Origin of the sequence: Microbulbifer guangxiensis (assembly GCF_021729075.1) — a bacterium.
GTDB classification, from domain to species: domain Bacteria; phylum Pseudomonadota; class Gammaproteobacteria; order Pseudomonadales; family Cellvibrionaceae; genus Microbulbifer; species Microbulbifer guangxiensis.
Map to the genome: position 1 here is coordinate 279,596 of NZ_JAJSAQ010000005.1, position 20,000 is coordinate 299,595.

Genomic DNA, 20,000 nt, shown 5'->3' on the forward strand with positions numbered 1-20,000 from the left:
AGGCACGAAACTTTGCGGTTTTCACCGCGGTTTGTGGAACTACACTGTTGGCAGCTTTCGATAGGCGCTGACAGCGAGGAAAAATCCATGAACAGCGGCATCCTGTGTGATCTCACCCAACTGCTTGGCCGTGTGCTGATGTCCCTGATGTTCATCAGCGCCGGCTGGAGCAAGATCGTCGGCTATGCCGGCACCCAGGCCTACATGGAGTCCGCCGGTGTGCCCGGTGCCCTCCTGCCTCTGGTCATCATTGCCGAGCTGGGCGGGGGGCTGGCAGTCCTGTTCGGCTTCCTCACCCGCTGGGCGGCTCTGGGTCTCGCCCTGTTCTGCCTCGCCAGCGCCTGGTTGTTCCACAACGTGCCCGGTGACCAGGCGCAGATGATCAACTTTATGAAAAACGTCACCATCGCCGGCGGCTTCTTCATCCTGGCCTGTGCCGGTGCCGGCAAGCTGAGCGTGGATCACTGGCTGCGGCGTAACAAGTAACGGCAGCGCGGTTCACTGCGCCATCGCCAATCCAATTCGATGAATTTTTGCACCATGAGGAGGGGATATGGGCCTGTTGGTCAAAGGCCAGTGGCAGGACCGCTGGTACGACACAGAAAAGAGTGGCGGTGAATTCGTCCGTGAGGACGCCCAGCTGCGCAACTGGATTACCGCCGACGGCAGTCCCGGCCCCTCCGGCGAGGGCGGCTTTGCGGCAGAGAGCGGCCGCTACCATCTTTATGTTTCCCTGGCCTGCCCCTGGGCCCATCGCACGCTGATCTTCCGCAAGCTGAAGGGCCTCGAAGACCTGATCGACGTGTCCGTAGTGAGTCCTTACATGCACGAGCATGGCTGGACTTTCAACAAGGATGAAGGCAGCAGCGGCGATGCCCTGTTCCAGAGCGACTACCTGCACCAGGTGTATACCCGCAACAAGGCCGACTACACCGGCCGGGTCACAGTGCCGTTGCTGTGGGACAAGCAGCGGGGTTGTGTGGTGAGCAACGAGTCGGCGGAAATTATCCGCATGTTCAATTCTGCGTTTGACGGGCTCACCGGCAACAATGATGACTATTACCCCGAGGATCTGCGCGGCGACATCGACGCCACCAACGAGATCGTCTACGAAAACGTGAACAATGGTGTCTATCGTGCGGGTTTTGCCACCAAAAAAGACGCCTACGAACACGCCTACGAGCGGCTCTTTTCCACCCTGGAGCAACTGGAAAAGCGCCTGGCCGACAACCGTTACCTCTGCGGCGACCGCATCACCGAGGCGGACTGGCGCCTGTTCACCACCCTGGTGCGCTTCGACCCGGTCTACCACGGCCACTTCAAGTGCAACAAGCAGCGCTTGGCGGATTACCCCAACCTGTGGGGCTATGTGCGCGAGCTGTACCAGTGGCCCGGTGTGGCGGAGACGGTGGATTTCCATCACATCAAAACCCACTACTACGCCAGCCACGACACCATCAACCCGACCGGCATCGTGCCCAAGGGTCCCGAGCTGGACTATTCCGCGCCCCATCACCGGGGCTGATCGCGGCAATGTGATTGCGAGGCGCGGGCCGGCGCCAGTTGATGGTGCCGGCCCTGATGCCGCTGACTGTCCTGCCCGGGTACATCATTTCCACAGGAGGTTTCCCGATGAAGTTGTTCTACTCCCCCGGCGCCTGTTCTCTCTCGCCGCACATCGTCGCCTGTGAACTGGGGATGCCGCTCGACCTGGTGAAGGTGGACCTGAAGAACAAAACGCTGGAGGGCGGCGGCGATTTCTCTGAGATCAACCCGAAAGGCTATGTGCCGGTGCTGCAGCTGGATGGCGGTGAGCGCCTGACCGAGGGCCCGGCCATCGTGCAGTTTCTCGCCGAGCAGAAGCCGGAGGCGGCCCTGTTGCCCGAACCCGGCAACCTGAACCGCTACCGGGTGCAGGAGTGGCTGAATTACATTTCCACCGAGCTGCACAAGACCTTTGTGCCCCTGTTCTGGAACGGCTCGGACGAGCAGAAGGCCGCGGCCAGGGACAAGCTGGCCGAGCGCTTCCGTTACGTCGATAGCCAGCTCACCGGCGACTATCTACTCGGGGAGCAGTTTTCGGTCGCCGATGCCTACCTGTTTACCGTGGCCAACTGGCTGGACCGTCTGGAGATCGATACCGGCGACTGGCCGCGCCTGCAGGCATTCCAGCAGCGCATGCGGGAGCGCCCTGGCGTGCAGGAAGCACTGCGCGCCGAGGGATTGCTGGAGAGCTGAAAAGCTAGCGAGTGGGCAGCCGCGACGGCACCGGTTGCTTTGCCCCGTTCACTTCGATCGGCTCGCGGGCACGGGCCACCAGCAATACCAGGGTCATTGCGGTGACGGCACAGGCGCACATGGCGGCCGCGATCGGTACCAGGGTGCCGGTGTGCAGGCCGTTAACCAGCCCGCCGAGGATACCGCCTGTAATGAATAGCGAGGCGCCATAGAGCGCGTTGGCACTACCGCTGATGTTGGGGAAAAACTCCAGGTAACAGGCAGCCGCATTGGGGGCCGTCAGGCCGATGCAGGCCATCACCATCAGCAGTGGCAACATCCAGCGCAGCAGCGTCGGCTCGCCGACCAGGGTGCCGGCCAACAGCAGCCCACAGCCCAGCAGCTGCAGTGCTACCCCCGCCAGCAGTATCTGCCGTGGCTCGAAGCGTTTCAGCAGGCGGATGTTCACCTGCACCATGGTGATCAGGCCCACCACACAGGCGCCGAAGAACAGCGGGAAGCGCGCCGCGGGCACGGCGAAATACTCCATGAATACGAATGGCGCGGTGGTGATGTAGATGAACATCGAACCGCTCACGCAGGCCTGGGTGCCGAGAAAGCCCAGCGCGCGGCGGTTGCGAAGCACCTGGCCGTAGTTGCGCAGCAGGTGGCGCTTGGGCGCGGACTGCCGGCGCGCGCGGGTAAACCGGGACACGGTTTCCGGCAGTAGGGTGCGCACCAGCACCAGCATGGCCAGCGCATAGCCGAGCAGGAACAGGAAGATCCACTGCCAGCTGCCGACAACCACCAGCACGGAGCCGATCACCGGCGCTGCCAGCGGCGCCAGCAACATCATGGTGCTGATGATGGAGATGATTCGCGCCGCATCGCGCCCGCTATAGAGATCCCGCACGATGGCAGCGCAGATGACGGTGCCGAAGCCACCGCCCACCGCCTGGGTGAAGCGCAGGACGATCAGTTGCTCGGCGGTTCTGGTCCACAGGATCAGGAAAGTACTGGCGATAAAGACGATCAGCCCGATGGTCCCCACCGTGCGCCGCCCCCAGCGATCCGACAGGGGGCCGCCCAGCAACTGGCCCATAGCGAAACCGAGCAGGAAGCTGGAGACTGAGTGCTGTACCCGCGCCACCTCGCTGCCCAGTGACTCGGCGATGGCGGGAATGGCGGGCAGGTAGGTATCGATGGCAAAGGGGGTCAGCGCCACCAGTGCGGCGAGCCACAGGGCCAGCCAGCGTTCTGGCAATTTGTCATCGGCGGTGCTTGCGCTGCGCATAAAAGGCCCGGTACGGCGAGAGTTGCGGGTATCTCCGCTGGAAGCGGGGCGCGGCATGGTAATGGCCCCGCCCGCTCGATGCCAGGGCCGGTGTGGGGTTTCGTTCCCGTCGTCCCTAGCGTTCCTGGCGCAGGGTATGCAGGCCCTGTTTCAGTTTGAGCAGGTGTTCCTGCAGTTGCGGCCCCTTGCGCTGGGCGACACCGATGGCCAGCACGTCGATGACCACCAGATGAGCGATGCGCGACGACAGCGGGGTGTAGATCTCGATGTCTTCTTCCACATCCACTTCCAGTGGGATGGTGGCCTGGCGTGCCACTGGCGAGCCGCTGGGCGCCAGGCCGATGACGGTGCCACCCTGCTGCTTCACCATCTCCATGGAGTGCAGCAGCGCCTTGGTGCGTCCGCTCTGGGAGATGGCTACCACCACGTCACCGGGCTCCATCGACATGGCGGACATGTTCTGCATATGGTGGTCCGAGTGGGCGGCGGTGGCCAGCTGCAGACGGAAGAACTTGTGCTGGGCGTCACTGGCCACGGCACCGGAGGCGCCGAAACCGAAAAACTCGACCCGCTTGGCGGGGGCGATGGCGGCCACCGCCGCTTCGAGCGCGCGGTTGTCGATGGTATCGCGCACATTCAGCAGGGTGTCGACGGTGGAGTCGAATACCTTGCGCTTGTACTCGGCGATGGTATCCGTCTCGGTGACGGCGATCTGGCCGAAGCTGGGGCTGGAGGCCAGCTGCTGGGCCAGGTTGAGCTTGAATTCCTGGAAACCGGAACAACCCACGGCGCGGCAGAAGCGCACTACGGTGGGCTCGCTCACCTGGGCCTCGGTGGCCAGGTCGACGATGCGCATGTGGATGACTTCGTCCGGGTTGGCGAGGATGTACTCCGCCACCTTGCGCTCGGATTTGCGCATGGACGACAGCTGTTCACTGATTTTCTGCGTGACTTCCGCCGGTTTCACGGGACTTCCTTCTCTTCAACAGAGCGCGCAGTTTAGCGGCTGCTCCCGGTCGTGGCGAGCGAGCATTGTTTACCTTCGGGGCGGTCCCGATACCGGGTCTCCTTGCGGGACACGCCGTGCATACATCCCTGTAGGCTTGTCGGCCGGGTCCATCCGGCCGACAGTCCCCCAAGGCGACCCGCCACCGGGGCCTGCGCATCCGACCCTGAAATCGAGCAAAAACCTGTTTATTTACACAGGTCCAGCGCGCCAGCTCTGTTACAATCGCCGCCCATGGACGTATCTCAGATTCTAGACCCCCTGAACGACGCGCAGCGCGAAGCCGTTGCCGCTCCTGCCTGCAATCAACTGGTGCTGGCCGGTGCCGGCTCGGGCAAGACCCGCGTGCTGGTGCACCGCATCGCCTGGCTGATGCAGGTGGAGGGCGCCTCGCCCTACTCCATCCTCGCCGTGACCTTTACCAACAAGGCCGCCCGCGAGATGCGCGCCCGTATCGAGGAACTGCTGGGGGTCAATACCTTCGGCATGTGGGTGGGTACCTTCCACGGTATCGCCCATCGGCTGCTCAAGGCCCACTACAAAGAGGCCAACCTGCCGCAGAACTTCCAGATCCTCGACAGTGACGACCAGCTGCGCCTGATCAAGCGCGTACAGAACGACCTGGGACTGGACGAGAAGAAATGGCCGCCGCGGGAGACCCAGTGGTGGATCGGCGCGCAGAAAGACGAGGGCCTGCGCCCGCAGTACATCGAGGCCGGCGGTGATCCCTGGCTGCAGACCATGGTGAGGACTTACTTCGCCTACGAGGAGGCCTGCCAGCGTGGGGGGCTGGTGGACTTCGGCGAACTGCTGCTGCGCGCCCACGAGCTGTGGCTGAACAACGAATCAGTGCTGGCCCATTACCGCAACCGCTTTCCCTACATCCTGGTGGACGAGTTCCAGGACACCAACACCATCCAGTACGCCTGGCTGCGTCTGCTGGCCGGTGACCAGTGCAACATTACCGCGGTGGGGGATGACGACCAGTCCATCTACGGCTGGCGCGGCGCCAAGATCGAAAACATCCAGCATTACGCCCAGGACCTGCGCGACGTCCAGACCGTGCGCCTGGAGCAGAACTACCGCTCCACCAGCACCATCCTCAAGGCTGCCAACGCGGTCATCGAGCACAATGCCGGTCGCCTCGGCAAGGAACTGTGGACCCGCGGCGAGGAAGGCGACCCTATCTCCCTCTACGCCGCCTACAACGAGCAGGACGAGGCGCGCTTTATCGTCGAGCGCATCCAGGACTGGGTGCGCGACGGCCACCGCCGCGACAGCGTGGCCATCCTTTACCGCTCCAATGCCCAGTCGCGGGTGCTGGAAGAGGCGCTGTTGCGGGAACAGGTGCCATACCGCATCTACGGCGGCCAGCGCTTTTTCGAGCGCATGGAGATCAAGAACGCGCTGTCTTACATGCGCCTGATCAGCAACCGGGATGACGACACCGCCTTCGAGCGGGTGGTGAATACCCCCACCCGCGGCATCGGTGCGCGCACCGTGGATGCGGTGCGCAATTTCGCCCGCGAGCACGGCTGCTCCATGTGGCAGGCGGCCACGCGCATGCAGCAGCAACGGGTGCTGGCGGCGCGAGCCGGCAATGCCCTGCAGAGCTTCCTCGATCTGGTCAACCAGTTGGCCGCCAATGCCGAGGACAAGCTGCTCGGCGCCATCGCCGAGGACGTGATCGAAACCAGCGGCCTGATGGACTTCCACGGCAAGGAAAAGGGCGAGAAGGGCCAGACCCGGGTGGAGAACCTGCAGGAACTGGTGAGCGCCTGCCGCGATTTCGATGGGCTCGAGATCCCGGAGGGCGAGGAAGAGCCGCCGCTGCTGGACCAGTTCCTCGACAGCGCCGCCCTGGATGCCGGCGAGGGCCAGGCGGATGAATTCGAGGATGCGGTGCAGCTGATGACCCTGCATTCCGCCAAGGGGCTGGAGTTCCCGCTGGTGTTCCTGGCCGGGGTGGAGGAAAACCTGTTCCCGCACAAGATGTCGGCGCAGGAACCGGGCCGCATGGAGGAAGAGCGCCGCCTCTGCTACGTGGGCATCACCCGCGCCATGATGAAGCTGTACATCACCTACGCGGAAAACCGCCGCCTGTTCGGCAGCGAGACCTACAACAGCCCGTCGCGCTTTATCGGTGAGATCCCGCCCGAGCTGGTACACGAGGTGCGCCTTAAAACCGAGATCTCGCGGCCGCTGTTCAACGCGGACTATGGCAAGGTGGGGCGCCTGTCCGACCCGGCGCCGGATTTCGACGACCTGCCGCCACTGGCGCTGGGCGGTCGCGTCGACCATCCCAAGTTTGGCGAGGGCACCGTCGTGCAGTTTGAGGGCAGCGGCCCGCGGGCGCGGGTGCAGGTCAATTTCGACGATGCCGGCAGCAAGTGGCTGGTGGTGGCGATGGCGAAACTTCAGCCCCTTTGAAAAAGAAGCAGCCGCTCTGAAGACACTGTCCTGTTAAATCGCCCCACCTCAGTTCGTCAGGATCGTCATTCCGGCGCAGGCCGGAATCCAGCAAACCCGGAGCGGACACCACTCTCAGAGCTGGATCCCGGATCAAGTCCGGGATGACGCCGGTGCGCAGATTTGCCAGTATCTGCGCTCGGCGCACAAATAATTCATTCAGAACAATAAAAGCATGAAAAAGATCAACTGGTACCCCCCCATCATTCTCGGCCTGCTGGCCCTGCTGGTGATTACCTTCGGCGCGCTGGTGGTCTCGCGCGCTTCCCTCGGCCCGGCGCAGCAGTTTACCGAGGGGACCGGGCAGGAAACCTTCCAGTGGAAACTCGTCACGACCTGGCCGAAAAACTTCCCCGGCCTCGGCAGTGCGCCGGAGCGCTTTGCCAAAAAAGTCGAAGAAATGTCCGCTGGCCGGTTGAAGATCAAGGTCTACGGTGCCGGTGAGCTGGTGCCGGCGATGGGCGTATTCGGTGCAGTCTCTGAGGGGGCCGCGCAGATGGGCCACGGTGCCGCCTATTACTGGAAGGGCAAATTGCCCGCAGCGCAGTTCTTTACCGCGGTGCCCTTCGGCCTCAACGCCCAGGAGATGAACGGCTGGCTGCACCACGGCGGCGGGCTCGAATTGTGGGAAGAGATTTATGCGCCCTTCAACCTGATCCCCATGGCCGGGGGTTCCACCGGCGTGCAGATGGCGGGCTGGTTCAACAAGGAGATCAACTCGGTCGCGGACCTGCAGGGCCTCAAGATGCGTATTCCCGGCCTGGGCGGGGAGGTGCTGAACCGCGCCGGTGGCACCGCGGTGACCATCCCCGGTGGCGAACTCTACACCGCCCTGCAGACCGGCGTCATCGATGCCACTGAGTGGGTAGGGCCCTATAACGACCTCGCTTTCGGGTTTCACCAGATCGCAAAGTATTACTACTACCCCGGCTGGCACGAGCCGGGCTCAATTCTCGAATTCATCATCAACAAGAGTGCGTTCGAAAAACTGCCCGCCGACCTGCAGGCTATCGTCCGTGCCGCGGCGCGCGACGCCAACCAGGACATGCTCGACGAGTACACCGCCCGCAACAACCGGGCGCTGAAGGAACTGGTCGACAAGCACGGCGTGCAGCTGAAGCGCCTGCCGGACGAAGTGCTGGAGCACCTGAAGCAAATCAATACGCAGATCCTGGAGGAAACCGCGGCGGAAGATCCGCAGTTCGCGCGCATCTATGAGGCGTTCCGCGAGTTCGAGGCGCAGGTGATTCCCTATCACCGGATCAGTGAAGAGGCCTATTACCAGACGCGCTCCCTGGAGCTGGATCGCTGACTCGCCCGTGGTGACAAACGGCGGGGGCGGAAATAAAAAAGGGCAGAGAGGAAATCCCCTCTGCCCGAGACGCACTTACATCCGATCAGAAGTCGTAGTCTTCTGCCGGCGCCCCTGATTTGGTCTCGACCGGACGATCAGCCACCATCACCTCGGTGGTCAGCATCAGGCCCGCAATCGACGCGGCGTTCTGCAGCGCGGTACGGGTGACCTTGGTGGGGTCGATGATGCCCAGCTCGATCATGTCGCCGTAGTCGCCGGTCTGGGCGTTGTAGCCGAAGGCATCGCCAGAGCCATTGCGCACCTTGTCCAGTACCACGCTGCTGTCGACGCCGGCGTTGGCGACGATCTGGCGGAAGGGGTCCTCCATCGCGCGCAGGGCGATGTTGATGCCCACCTGCTGGTCGCTGTTGGCCCCTTTGAGTCCGGCCCTGCGCAGGGTGTCGGCCACGCGCACCAGGCTCACACCGCCGCCGGGCACGATGCCCTCTTCCACCGCCGCACGGGTCGCGTGCAGGGCGTCGTCCACCAGGTCCTTCTTCTCCTTCATTTCCATTTCCGTGGCGGCACCGACCTTGATCACGGCCACACCGCCGGCCAGCTTGGCCACGCGCTCCTGCAGTTTCTCCTTGTCGTAATCGGAAGTGGATTTGTCGATCTCGGCACGGATCTGGCTCACCCGTGCCTCGATGGCGGCCTTCTGGCCGGCGCCGTCGACGACGGTGGTGTTGTCCTTGCCGATCACCACGCGCTTGGCGCTGCCGAGCTGTTCCAGCTCCACCTTCTCCAGTGACAGGCCCACTTCCTCGGCAATCACGGTGCCGCCGGTGAGGATGGCAATGTCCTGCAGCATGGCCTTGCGGCGATCGCCAAAACCGGGCGCCTTGACCGCAGCGACCTTGAGGATACCGCGCAGGTTGTTCACCACCAGGGTGGCCAGCGCCTCGCCCTCGATATCCTCGGCGATGATCAGCAGCGGACGGCCCGCCTTGGCGACGGATTCCAGCACCGGCAGCAGGTCGCGGATATTACTGATCTTCTTGTCGAACAGCAGGATGTAGGGGCTGTCCAGCTCAACCTGCATCTTTTCCTGGTTGTTGATGAAGTAGGGTGACAGGTAACCGCGGTCGAACTGCATGCCCTCCACTACTTCCAGTTCGTTGTGCAGGGATTTGCCCTCTTCCACGGTGATGACGCCATCGCGGCCGACCCGGTCCATGGCATCGGCGAGGATCTGGCCGATATCGCTGTTCCAGTTGGCGGACACGGTGCCCACCTGGCCGATCGCCTTGCTGTCGTTGCAGGGTTTGGACAGCTTGCCCAGTTCCTCGGTGGCGGCTTTCACGGCGGTATCGATGCCGCGTTTCAGGTCCATCGGGTTCATGCCGGCGGCGATGGCCTTGTGGCCCTCGCGCAGCAGGCCCTGGGCCAGCACGGTGGCGGTAGTGGTGCCGTCACCGGCCACGTCGGCAGTCTTGGAAGCCACCTCGCGCACCATCTGCGCACCCATGTTCTGGAACTTGTCCTTCAGCTCGATTTCCTTGGCCACGGACACGCCATCCTTGGTGACCCGGGGCGCGCCGAAGCTCTTGGCCAGCACCACGTTACGGCCCTTGGGACCCAGGGTGGCTTTGACGGCGTTGGCCAGGATATTGACGCCGGCGAGCATGCGCTCGCGGGCATCGTCGGAAAACTTGACGACTTTTGCACTCATGCGGCTCTCTCCTCTGCCTCCTCTCCACTGGCCCGCTCGACGATGGCCAGGATGTCGCTTTCCTTGATGATCAGGTAGGTCTCGCCACCCAGGTCGATTTCAGTGCCGGCGTACTGGCCGAACACGACGCGGTCGCCTTTTTTGATGGACAGCGGGCGCAACTCGCCGTTGTCCAGCGGCGCCCCGGTGCCGACGGCGATCACTTCGCCCTGCATCGGTTTTTCTGCGGCCTTGTCCGGTATCACGATGCCACCTTTGCTGGTGGTTTCTGCCGGCAGGCGCTTTACAACCACCCGGTCATAGAGCGGTCTGATACTCATCGGATTTCCTCCCATAAGCATTGCTATGTTCACGAAACAGAAAATCGGGAGCCTGCTCTGCGTCGGGCGACGCGGCCCCCTCAGGCGGCAAAATAGGAGCACTCAAGGACTTTTCAAGGGAGTGTGCGCGGAGTTTTTTAGAAAAAAATTTTATATAAAACAGGCTGTTAGGAATGGAATATTGCTGGAGATTTGTCGGGGCTTTTGCAAGGCTCAGGGGGAGCGGGAGGATTCTCCATGGCACTGGTACAGCGTACAGATTTTGAGTTGACCCTGGCGGAATATTTCCGCGGGCGGCTGCAGGAGTTTGGTCGGGAGTTGGCCCCGCCGCCCCACGAGGACACCCTCTGGTATATGGGCAACATGCTGGCCCGTTTCGGCGACAGCGACGAGCTGTTCACCTACGAACAGGGTGAGCGCGGGATCCGCCCGCTCGCCCTCCTCTACCGGGATGCAGTGGAAACCCCCAGCGAGTGGGAGCGCTGCCAGCTGCTGCGCAAGCTGGGGGACACGGCCCTGTTTATTGGCGCGGTGTTTCCGGAAAACTACGCCCGCAAGGGCATCGTGAGGGATTACTTCGTCGGTATGGGTGGCGGCGCCTATGACTATCTCGGCGACAACGCCCGCCAGTACCGGCACGTGTTTGCCGAGCTGGCAGCAAAATTCAGCCGGATGCTGGAACTGGTGGCCCGCGCCTGTGCCAGGCAGCGGGCCTACGATGCGGCGGATGTGATCAATCTCTACCAGCGCTGGCGCAACAGTGGCGATCCGCGCCTGGCCGCCGAGCTGCACGCCCTGGGTATCTCTCTTCCGGACTCTGACCTGCGCCACTGAGCCGGCGCAGGCAGCTGTGAAGAGCCCGGTCAGGCGGGATCAGTTCGGCAGGGGGCGGGTGTGGCCCTTGTCATCGATGGCGACAAACACGAACTCCCCTTCAGTCACCTTCACCTGTTCGCCCGAGCCAACCCGGGTCAGCCACACTTCCACCATGGTGCGAATCGAGGAGCGGCCTACTTCGATCGGCTCGGCGTAGCAGCTGACGGTGGAGCCCACGGGTACCGGGCGCAGGAACACCATATTGCCGGTGGCCACGGTGGTGACCCGACCGCGAGCAATAGTCTGGGCGAAAATGGCGCCGGCGAGGTCCATCTGGGACATCAGCCAGCCGGCGAATACATCCCCCTGTGGGTTGGTATCTCGGGGCATGGCCAGGGTTTGCAGGGTCAGGGTGCCGGAGGGTTGCGGCGCTTCATCTAGTGCTGCCATGGACTGCTACGAACTCTTAGACTTATTTTCTGGTTTGCCGCGAAAGCGGGTGGCGCATTGTAGCACAAGGTGCATAGAAATTAGCCACAGGTGACAAGGCCAAAACACGGGCCGGCGCCCGGTCTTCGGGGACTGGTGGCCCTTGCAGGCTTGCCCGATACCGGCGGGCCACCTAGAATCCCGCCATGCACCGCATTCTGACCCTGTTTCTGCTGCTGATGTTCAGCGCCCAGAGCCTCGCCTCTGCGGTGCAGCACGACTGTGGCGAAATGAGCGGCGCGGGTTCCATGTCCCATGCTGACATGGACATGCATCATGAGATGCCGGCTGATATGCCCTGTTGTGACGATGATGGGCAAGACACCACCGCAGCCTCGGATGTTGCCTCAGAAAAGGCGCGCCAGTGCCAGCTAAGTTGTGCGCTGGGTGCGTGCGCTTCGCCGGTTGCCGTGGTGGCGGTAGTCCAGCTTTTCGAGTTAAACCGCGCCCAGCCGTCTCAGGTCCCAGCACCCATCGACCGTCCCAATACCCCCTTCTCCAGTCTGTTCCGGCCCCCCATCGTCGCCTGATGCCCCGTTAACACGGTGCCCTTCGGCACCTGCGAGCCATCACACAGACAGGAATCTCCGATGTTATTCCCTCACAGGGCCGCGCAGCTTTGCGGCCTGTTTGCACTGTTGTCCGCCCTGTCGGCAGCACCAACGCAGGCATCCCTCGATTACCAGCAGGCAGTGCAGATTGCGCTGGAACTCGATCCGGAGAGCGCCGCCCAGCGGCTGGAGGCCGAGGCGCTGCAGGCCGGCGCCGTGGCCGACAGCCAGTGGGCGGACCCGATGGTCAAGTTCGGGGTCGCCAACCTGCCCACGGACAGCTTCGCCTTCGACGAGCAGCCCATGACCCAAAAGGTGGTGGGGATCAGCCAGCAGTTGCCGCGGGGCGACAGCGCCCGCCTGTCCGGCGAGCGCGGCCTGCTGCAGGCTGAGGCCAGCTTCGCCAATGCTGCCGATCGCGAGCTGCAGCTGGCGCTGGCGGTGAGCGATTCCTTCCTGCAGCTGTCCGCCCAGCTCGAGCGTCGTCGCCTGCTGCAGGAAAACCGCCTCTGGCTGGAGCAGCTGGTGGAGTACGACCGCAACCGCCTCGCTACCGGAGAAGTGCAGTCCCAGCGGATGCTGCAGACCCAGCTGGCATTGGCCCGTCTCGACGACCGGCTGCAGAGCATCGGAGGCGATATCGACCGCGCCCGCGGCGAACTCACCCGCTGGATCGGCGAGGCCGCCTGGCAGCCGGTGAACACTCGCTTGCCGGACTGGCCGGATACCGAGGCCTGGCTGCAGGCGCGGCAACTGCCGGTGCCGCCGGAGAGTATCGCCGGCCACCCGGCGCTGGAGGCGGCCGGGGCCATGGTCGAGGCGCAGTCGCGCAACGTGGCGCTGGCACACGAAGCCTACAAGCCGCAGTGGAAGTTGGAGCTGAGCTACGGCCAGCGACAGCCGACCCCCATGAGTGATGGCGCCGACTTTGCCAGCGCCCTGGTCTCCGTCGACCTGCCCCTGTTCCGCCACAACCGCCAGGACCAGCGCCTCGCCGCCGCCCGCGCGCGGGAGAGTGCCGGCATCCTGCAGCGCCAGAACCTGTTGCAGCGGCTCCACGGTGGCCTCAACAGCGCCGCGGCCTCGGCGGAAAGCCTGCAGTCGCGGCGCCACCTGTACCGGAACCAGCTGCTGCCGACGGCCGAAGCTACCGCCGATGCCCTTCTGCAGGGTTACGCCGCTAACACCGCCGACCTGGATGCGGTGATCTCGGCCCGCATGGAAGCCATCGAGGCGCAGATCGCGGCCCTGCAGTTGGATTACGACTACTTCCGCGCGCTGGCGCGGATTCGCTATTACCTCGCCGGCGCGGTGCCGGCGGACAGCAAGTGACGGGCTTGCCGGCAACAAGAATTGGCCCGCACTGCGGGCGGACTGGATAGGAATACGAAGATGCAGAAAGCTCCGATTGTGATTGCCGCCGCGGTACTGGTCGGCGCGGCGCTGGGCTGGTGGCTCGGTGCCGGTGACGGAGATTCGTCCGAACAGGCTGAGGGCGGAAAAAAGATCCTTTACTGGGTAGCGCCCATGGACCCCAATTACCGCCGCGACGGGCCGGGCAAGTCGCCCATGGGTATGGACCTGATCCCGGTGTATGAGGGCGAAGAGGAAAAAGAGGCCGCCGGCACGGTGCGTATCTCGCCGGTGGTGGAAAACAACCTGGGTGTGCGCACCGGCGTGGCCGAGCGTGGCCCGGTGTCAGCGAAGCTGAACACGGTGGGTATCGTGCGCCTCGACCAGGACCGCATCGAGCACCAGCACTCGCGCCTGAGCGGCTGGGTGCAGAAGAGCTGGGTCAAGGCCAAGGGGGACCGGGTGGAAAAAGGCCAGCCCCTTGTCGAGATCTATTCACCGGAGCTGGTCAAAGCCCAGCGGGAACTGCTCGGTGCCCTCAAGAGTGGCAACCGCGCCCTGATCAGCGCCTCGCGGGAACGCCTTCACAGTCTTGGTATTCCCGCGGAAGAGATTGCTCGCGTCGAGCGCGAGGGCAAGGCGAGTGAGGCGATCACCCTCTATGCACACGCCAGCGGCTATGTGGAAAACCTGGGCGTGCGCGATGGCATGTACATCACCCCACAGACCACCCTGGTAAGCGTGGGGCCGCTGGAGACGGTGTGGATCGAGGGCGAGGTATTTCCCCGCCAGGGCTACAAGGTGCAAACGGGGGACACCGCCACCGTGCGCGCCGACATCCGCCCGGGTCGCATCTGGCTGGGGGAGATTGCCAAGGTGCTGCCACAGCTGGATGAGCAGATGCGCACCCTGACTGTGCGCGTGCGGGTGGACAACCCGGACCGCACCCTGCGTCCGGGCATGTTCGTGCAGTTGCAGCTGGACGGCCCGCAACAGCAGGCACTGACGATCCCGCGGGAAGCACTGATCCGCACCGGCAGCATGGAGCGGGTGGTACTCGCCGAGGGTGACGGTCGCTTCCGTTCCATCAAAGTGCGTTCCGGGCGCGAATTCGGCGAGCGGGTGGAGATCCTCGAGGGGCTCGAAGCCGGTCAGCGGGTGGTGACCTCGGCCCAGTTCCTGCTGGATTCCGAATCCAGTGTCAGTGCCGGCCTCGAACGCCTGGATGCCGGGGACCAGCCCTGGGTAGGTGCCCGGGTGCTGACCATGCCCGATGACAACCACTACGCCCGCCTGGAGCACGACCCGGTACCGGCCTGGGACTGGCCGGGGATGGTCATGGGCTTTTACGTGGCCGACGATGCCGGCCAGGCGCTGCGGGAGGCGATGGAGAGCGATCGCCGGGTCGAGGTGCAGATTCGCGAACGGCCGGATGGCAAGTACGAGGTACTGGCGGTGCGACCGGCGGCGGGTCACCAGCACCACCAGCCGCAACAGGAGGAGAAGTCGGACTCCCACGATCACCACAACCACCATGACCAGGAGGGCGAGCACAAATGATCGCCCGCATTATCCACTGGTCGCTGCACAACCGCATTGTGGTGCTGCTCGGTGCCTTCGCCCTGCTACTCGGCGGCCTCTACAGCCTGCGCCACACCCCGGTGGACGCCCTGCCCGACCTGTCCGATGTGCAGGTGATCGTGAAGACTTCCTATCCGGGCCAGGCGCCGGAAGTGGTGGAGGACCAGGTCACCTACCCGCTCACCACCGCCATGCTGTCGGTGCCGGGTGCGGTCACGGTGCGGGGCTATTCGTTCTTCGGTGATTCCTATGTCTATGTGATCTTCGAGGACGACATGGACCTCTACTGGGCGCGCTCACGGGTGCTGGAGTACCTGAGCCAGGTGGCGCCCCGGCTGCCCGCCGGCGCCCAGCCGGAACTCGGGCCGGACGCCACCGGCGTGGGCTGGATCTACAGCTATGCCCTGGTGGATCGCAGCGGCCAGCACGACCTGGCCCAGCTGCGCTCGATCCAGGACTGGTTCCTGAAATACGAGCTGCAGACCATCGCCGGCGTGTCGGAGGTGGCGACTGTCGGCGGCATGGTGCGGCAATACCAGGTGGTGGTGGACCCGCTGCGCCTGCGCGCCTACGACCTGACCCTCGCCCAGGTGCGCAGTGCCATCGAGCGCGGCAACCGGGAGACCGGCGCCTCGGTGGTGGAAATGGCGGAGGCCGAGTACATGGTCCGCGCCAGCGGTTACATCCAGGGCGTCGACGACCTGCGCCAGATACCACTGCGGGTGGATGACAGCGGCACGCCGCTGTTGCTTGGTGACGTGGCGGACATCCGCGTGGGGCCGCAGATGCGCCGGGGTATTTCCGAGCTCGATGGCGAGGGGGAAGTGGTCGGTGGCGTGGTGGTGATGCGCTTTGGTGAAAACGCCCGCGCCGTGATCGAACGGGTGACCGAACGCCTCGACGAGCTGCAGCTGAGCCTGCCGGAGGGCGTGGAAATCGTGCCCACCTACGACCGCAGCGAACTGATCGACAGTGCGGTCAGCAACCTGGCCCACAAGCTGGTACAGGAGTTCCTCGTGGTAGCACTGGTCTGTGCCCTGTTCCTGTATCACCTGCGCTCGTCATTGGTGATTGCCCTCAGCCTGCCGCTGGGGATCCTCGGCGCGTTTATCGTCATGCACCTGCAGGGCATCAACGCCAATATCATGAGCCTGGGCGGCATTGCCATCGCCATCGGCGCCATGGTGGACGGTGCCATCGTCATGATCGAGAACCTGCACAAGCACATGGAGCGCACGCCGCTGACCGAGCGCAACCGCTGGCAGGTGGTGGCGGAAGCGGCCGGCGAGGTGGGGCCGCCGCTGTTCTTCAGCCTGTTGATCATCACCCTGAGCTTCCTGCCCGTCTTCGCCCTGGAGGGCCAGGAGGGGCGGCTGTTCAGCCCGCTCGCCTACACCAAAACCTATGCCATGGCCGTGGCCGCGGGGCTGGCCATTACTCTGGTGCCGGTATTGATGGGTTATTTCGTGCGCGGTCGGGTTAAGCCGGAACAGGCCAACCCGATCAATCGTGCCCTGAGCGCTGCCTATCGACCGGCGCTCGAGCTGGCGGTGCGCTTTCCGCGCGCGGTGCTGGTCGGCGCCCTAGTGCTACTGGCCAGTACTCTCTACCCGCTCGCCAAGACCGGCACCGAGTTTATGCCGCCACTGGACGAGGGCGACCTGATGTACATGCCCAGCACCCATCCGGGCATCTCCATCGGCAAGGCCCGCGAGCTGCTGCAGCAGACCGACAAGCTGATCAAGTCGGTGCCGGAGGTGGCGCAGGTGTGGGGCAAGATCGGCCGCGCAGACACTGCCACCGATCCGGCGCCGCTGACCATGATCGAGACCATCATCCGCTTCAAGCCCGAGGACGAGTGGCGGCCGGGCATGACCCCGGAAAAGCTGCGCGCGGAGCTCGACCGGGTGGTGCAGGTGCCCGGGGTCACCAACGCGTGGGTCATGCCGATCAAGACCCGCATCGACATGCTCGCCACCGGCATCAAGACGCCGGTGGGCATCAAGGTGGCAGGACCGGAACTGGCGCAGATCGAGCGAATTGGCACGCGGCTGGAGGCCATCCTTGGCGACCTTCCCGGCACGGCCTCCGTGTACGCGGAGCGGGTCGCCGGTGGCCGCTATATCGACGTGGATATCGACCGCACCGCCGCCGCCCGCTTTGGCCTCAATATCGCCGATGTGCAGTCGGTGGTGGACACCGCGATCGGCGGGCGCAATGTCACCGAGACGGTGGAGGGCCTGGAGCGCTACCCGGTCAACCTCCGCTACCCGCAGAGCTGGCGGGATTCCCCCGAGCAGATGCGGCTGCTACCGCTGGTGGCGCCGAACGGCAACCACCTGGCCCTGGGCGACGTGGCCCGCATCGAGGTGCGGGATGGTCCACCGATGATCAAGACCGAGAATGCGCGCCCCAACGGCTGGATCTATGTGGATATCGCCGATGTGGATCTCGGCAGCTGGGTCGCCGGCGCCAAACAGGCGGTGGCAGAGCAGTTGCAGCTGCCACCCGGCTACTCGCTGATCTGGTCCGGCCAGTATGAATACATGGAGCGGGCCTGGGAGCGGCTCGGTGTGCTGTTACCGCTGACCCTGGGCATCATCGTGCTGCTGCTCTACCTGAGCTTCCGCCATGTGGGCGAAGTGCTGGTGATCCTCGGCAGCCTGCCGCTAGCCCTGATCGGCGGCCTGTGGCTGCTCTACTGGCTCGACTACAACCTGTCGGTGGCGGTGGGGGTCGGCTTTATTGCCCTGGCCGGTGTGGCGGTGGAGATCGGCGTGATCATGCTGGTGTACCTGAACCAGGCCTGGAATCGAGTCCAGGACGATCGCGCACAGGCCGGCGGCGAGCTGACGCGGCAAGACCTGCAGCGGGCCATCCGCGAGGGCGCCGGCCAGCGCATGCGGCCAGTCTTGATGACCACTGCCACGGTCTTTATCGGCCTGGTGCCGGTGATGATCGGCAGCGGTGTTGGCTCCGAGGTAATGCAACGTATCGCTGCACCGATGGTGGGTGGCATGGTCAGTGCAATGGTGCTGACGCTACTGGTGATCCCGGCGATTTACCGGTTATGGAAGGGGCGTGGTTTAGCCGATGCTTCGTAGCTTCCGCCGTCGCGGAAAGTCACCAGCGGGGCTTTTAAAGACGCATGCCCCATAAAGGCTGTCGGCGCTGTCCTCGCGCCGACGGCTCTGGAATGCCCCGGCGATACCCTCCTTAGAAGCTGGCGCCATATTCTACACCGGCGTCTCTTTCGAAATATAAGGCGTGGCTATATCTGGCCATCTGTGGCTTTATTTGTCTCAGAATGGGTATATGTGCCCACATGGCCAGATATGACCATGCCTATGAATAAACTGTTATATTTAGGCCCGAAAAATGGCGACCTATATTTGGGATGAAAATCAGCAACGCTTAAAGGTCAAGCCTGGTAGTTATTGCTATAGATCTAAATGGGCGTGTTTTTCTTGTCGAAAATCCTTCACGCGTATGAGGGAGGGCAACAAACCGGGAATAGTGCATTGCCCTGATTGCAAAATGGCAGCAACTGATATGGGGCACCTTTTTGAACCACCACCAAAAAGAAGTGTTCGGCGCTGGCAAATAATGGAGCTCTTAGGTAAATACTCACTTGGGTTTTATACAGCTGGTAACGTCGCGTTTATCAACTACATGATTGCCGGCAATTTCAAGCTGCCGCCAAAAGAAGTAGAAAAAAACATTATCCAGTACTTATCAAAAAACCGTGGATTTAAACCCAGTGGCACATAAATATAACAAAGCAATCAACACCGACAGCTATTACTCCGGCCTTTCTGGTGCGGGTCGCTGCACTCCCAGTTTACACCAAAAATTCCTCCGCAATAGCTGCGGGTTATTGCGGTGTTAAGCGAATATGAAATCCGAGAACTCTTATATTGATCGTACACTCGCTTCACGAAATATGTCTAAGCAGCATGAATACGAAAATCTTCAATTCATGATGCTTGTCCAAGCTACGGTTGGTGGTATTCATCCTCTTATTAGAGCAATCAGGATGCGCTGCGTTGAAGAAGTGGTACATATATATTTCGAGATTGATGAAAAAGATGAAGATGTATTGGAGGCTTTGTGGGAAATAGAGGAAGAATGGTGCGCTTATCAAGTTACAAACGTACCTTTCGAACGTCATTTGCAAGTTAGCAAGGCCAACACTTTCCTCGGTGAGCAGCAAGCGAGATCTATATATGTCAGGTATGATAATTCCCACGCTTAACAAAGCAATGCAGCCGACGTCTTACTTTGTGTACCTTTTGCACGGTCGTTGCGCTCCCATTTTCGTGCAAAAAATGCACAAAGTAACCCGCGTCTGATTGCGGCGTTAAGTGAATATGATCGACCAGAGAATAGAGTCAAAAATTAAAGAATTTGAGCCGGACGATGGTTGCTGGTTACCTCTTGATGAGCTTCTAACTGAAGCGTTCAACTCTTCGGAACCGCAGAAGTTCTATGAAGCAATTTTTGAGTTATTTTGTAAATTCCCAGAAGAGGACGGTTCAGGCGTGTTCTGGACTGCGCTTCACGGAATGGAGTATTTTGGCGGCTATGAGTCAACGCTTAAAGAAATTCACCTAAAATCACCGAGTCTAATGTCAAAAATAATGCTCAAAAGACTAGCAAATTCGTAGGGGGCAAGGTGCAGTGCCTAGCTCACTTAACAAGCAGCGGCAGAGCGACAGCCAACGCTACGCACCTTTTGTGTTACTCGCTGGCGCTCAAACATTAACACAAAATGCGCTCCGCGCTGGCTGCGCCTGCGCTGGGCGTTAGATGGATCGTATGGATCGCGAATACCACAAGTTATGGTACAGGTTGGATGGAAGCGATTTCTACCTCATT

18 protein-coding genes are annotated in these 20,000 nt (G+C 62.5%); 13 read left to right on the top strand and 5 right to left on the bottom strand.

Going from position 1 to position 20,000, the window contains the following annotated elements:
- Positions 1–87 precede the first annotated feature (87 nt).
- From LVD12_RS13110 to gstA, 3 genes are all read left to right on the top strand, one after another.
- The gene (locus LVD12_RS13110) at positions 88–486 is read left to right on the top strand and encodes a DoxX family protein (RefSeq protein ID WP_237068176.1); all 399 of its coding nucleotides are present in this window, start codon (positions 88–90) and stop codon (positions 484–486) included.
- A 67-nt stretch (positions 487–553) separates the two neighbouring features.
- Positions 554–1,525: a glutathione S-transferase family protein gene (locus tag LVD12_RS13115; protein ID WP_237068177.1), complete on the top strand. Its 972-nt coding sequence runs from the start codon at positions 554–556 to the stop codon at positions 1,523–1,525.
- Positions 1,526–1,632: 107 nt separating this feature from the next.
- Positions 1,633–2,238 carry a glutathione transferase GstA gene (gstA, locus tag LVD12_RS13120; RefSeq protein ID WP_237068178.1) on the top strand — a complete coding sequence of 202 codons (606 nt, stop codon included), beginning with the start codon at positions 1,633–1,635 and terminating at the stop codon, positions 2,236–2,238.
- Positions 2,239–2,242: 4 nt separating this feature from the next.
- On the opposite strand, the gene LVD12_RS13125 is transcribed toward gstA, so the two are convergent.
- Both LVD12_RS13125 and hexR read right to left on the bottom strand, forming a co-directional pair.
- Positions 2,243–3,511 (bottom strand): multidrug effflux MFS transporter, encoded by a 1,269-nt coding sequence (locus LVD12_RS13125; RefSeq protein ID WP_237068179.1) that lies wholly within the window; start codon positions 3,509–3,511, stop codon positions 2,243–2,245.
- Between the two features lie 115 nt (positions 3,512–3,626).
- The gene (gene hexR, locus LVD12_RS13130; protein WP_237068180.1) at positions 3,627–4,478 is read right to left on the bottom strand and encodes a transcriptional regulator HexR; all 852 of its coding nucleotides are present in this window, start codon (positions 4,476–4,478) and stop codon (positions 3,627–3,629) included.
- Between the two features lie 273 nt (positions 4,479–4,751).
- Between hexR and uvrD the strand changes: the two genes are divergently transcribed.
- Together uvrD and LVD12_RS13140 are read left to right on the top strand one after the other, a co-directional pair.
- Complete coding sequence (uvrD, locus tag LVD12_RS13135; protein ID WP_237068181.1) at positions 4,752–6,947, top strand: DNA helicase II; 2,196 nt, start codon at positions 4,752–4,754, stop codon at positions 6,945–6,947.
- Between the two features lie 214 nt (positions 6,948–7,161).
- Positions 7,162–8,298: a TRAP transporter substrate-binding protein gene (locus tag LVD12_RS13140; protein WP_237068182.1), complete on the top strand. Its 1,137-nt coding sequence runs from the start codon at positions 7,162–7,164 to the stop codon at positions 8,296–8,298.
- Between the two features lie 85 nt (positions 8,299–8,383).
- Here the strand turns inward: LVD12_RS13140 and groL are convergent, their stop codons facing one another.
- Both groL and LVD12_RS13150 read right to left on the bottom strand, forming a co-directional pair.
- Positions 8,384–10,012, bottom strand: a complete 1,629-nt coding sequence (groL, locus tag LVD12_RS13145; RefSeq protein WP_237068183.1) for a chaperonin GroEL — start codon at positions 10,010–10,012, stop codon at positions 8,384–8,386.
- Positions 10,009–10,332 (bottom strand): co-chaperone GroES, encoded by a 324-nt coding sequence (locus LVD12_RS13150; RefSeq protein ID WP_237068184.1) that lies wholly within the window; start codon positions 10,330–10,332, stop codon positions 10,009–10,011. The genes groL and LVD12_RS13150 overlap by 4 nt, the downstream gene beginning before the upstream one ends.
- A gap of 237 nt (positions 10,333–10,569) precedes the next feature.
- Here LVD12_RS13150 and LVD12_RS13155 point away from each other — a divergent pair, with 237 nt between their 5' ends.
- On the top strand, positions 10,570–11,166 hold the full coding sequence (locus LVD12_RS13155) for a hypothetical protein (RefSeq protein ID WP_237068185.1): 597 nt from the start codon (positions 10,570–10,572) through the stop codon (positions 11,164–11,166).
- A gap of 39 nt (positions 11,167–11,205) precedes the next feature.
- Here LVD12_RS13155 and LVD12_RS13160 read toward each other — a convergent pair whose 3' ends face one another.
- Positions 11,206–11,598, bottom strand: coding sequence for an acyl-CoA thioesterase (locus LVD12_RS13160; RefSeq protein ID WP_237068186.1), 393 nt, complete (start codon positions 11,596–11,598; stop codon positions 11,206–11,208).
- Positions 11,599–11,783: 185 nt separating this feature from the next.
- Between LVD12_RS13160 and LVD12_RS13165 the strand changes: the two genes are divergently transcribed.
- The 7 genes from LVD12_RS13165 to LVD12_RS13195 all read left to right on the top strand — a co-directional run bounded on the left by LVD12_RS13165 (position 11,784) and on the right by LVD12_RS13195 (position 19,789).
- Entirely contained in the window at positions 11,784–12,167 is a 384-nt protein-coding gene (locus tag LVD12_RS13165; RefSeq protein WP_237068187.1) for a hypothetical protein, read from the top strand.
- A 60-nt stretch (positions 12,168–12,227) separates the two neighbouring features.
- The gene (locus LVD12_RS13170) at positions 12,228–13,520 is read left to right on the top strand and encodes a TolC family protein (RefSeq protein WP_237068188.1); all 1,293 of its coding nucleotides are present in this window, start codon (positions 12,228–12,230) and stop codon (positions 13,518–13,520) included.
- 60 nt (positions 13,521–13,580) lie between these two features.
- The gene (locus LVD12_RS13175) at positions 13,581–15,101 is read left to right on the top strand and encodes an efflux RND transporter periplasmic adaptor subunit (RefSeq protein ID WP_237068189.1); all 1,521 of its coding nucleotides are present in this window, start codon (positions 13,581–13,583) and stop codon (positions 15,099–15,101) included.
- Positions 15,098–18,226, top strand: a complete 3,129-nt coding sequence (locus tag LVD12_RS13180; protein ID WP_237068190.1) for an efflux RND transporter permease subunit — start codon at positions 15,098–15,100, stop codon at positions 18,224–18,226. Before LVD12_RS13175 ends, LVD12_RS13180 begins: the two co-directional genes overlap by 4 nt.
- Positions 18,227–18,500: 274 nt before the next feature.
- Positions 18,501–18,893, top strand: coding sequence for a hypothetical protein (locus tag LVD12_RS13185; RefSeq protein ID WP_237068191.1), 393 nt, complete (start codon positions 18,501–18,503; stop codon positions 18,891–18,893).
- Positions 18,894–19,017: 124 nt separating this feature from the next.
- Positions 19,018–19,377, top strand: a complete 360-nt coding sequence (locus LVD12_RS13190) for a hypothetical protein (RefSeq protein ID WP_237068192.1) — start codon at positions 19,018–19,020, stop codon at positions 19,375–19,377.
- Between the two features lie 109 nt (positions 19,378–19,486).
- Positions 19,487–19,789 carry a hypothetical protein gene (locus LVD12_RS13195; RefSeq protein WP_237068193.1) on the top strand — a complete coding sequence of 101 codons (303 nt, stop codon included), beginning with the start codon at positions 19,487–19,489 and terminating at the stop codon, positions 19,787–19,789.
- Positions 19,790–20,000: the final 211 nt, after the last annotated feature.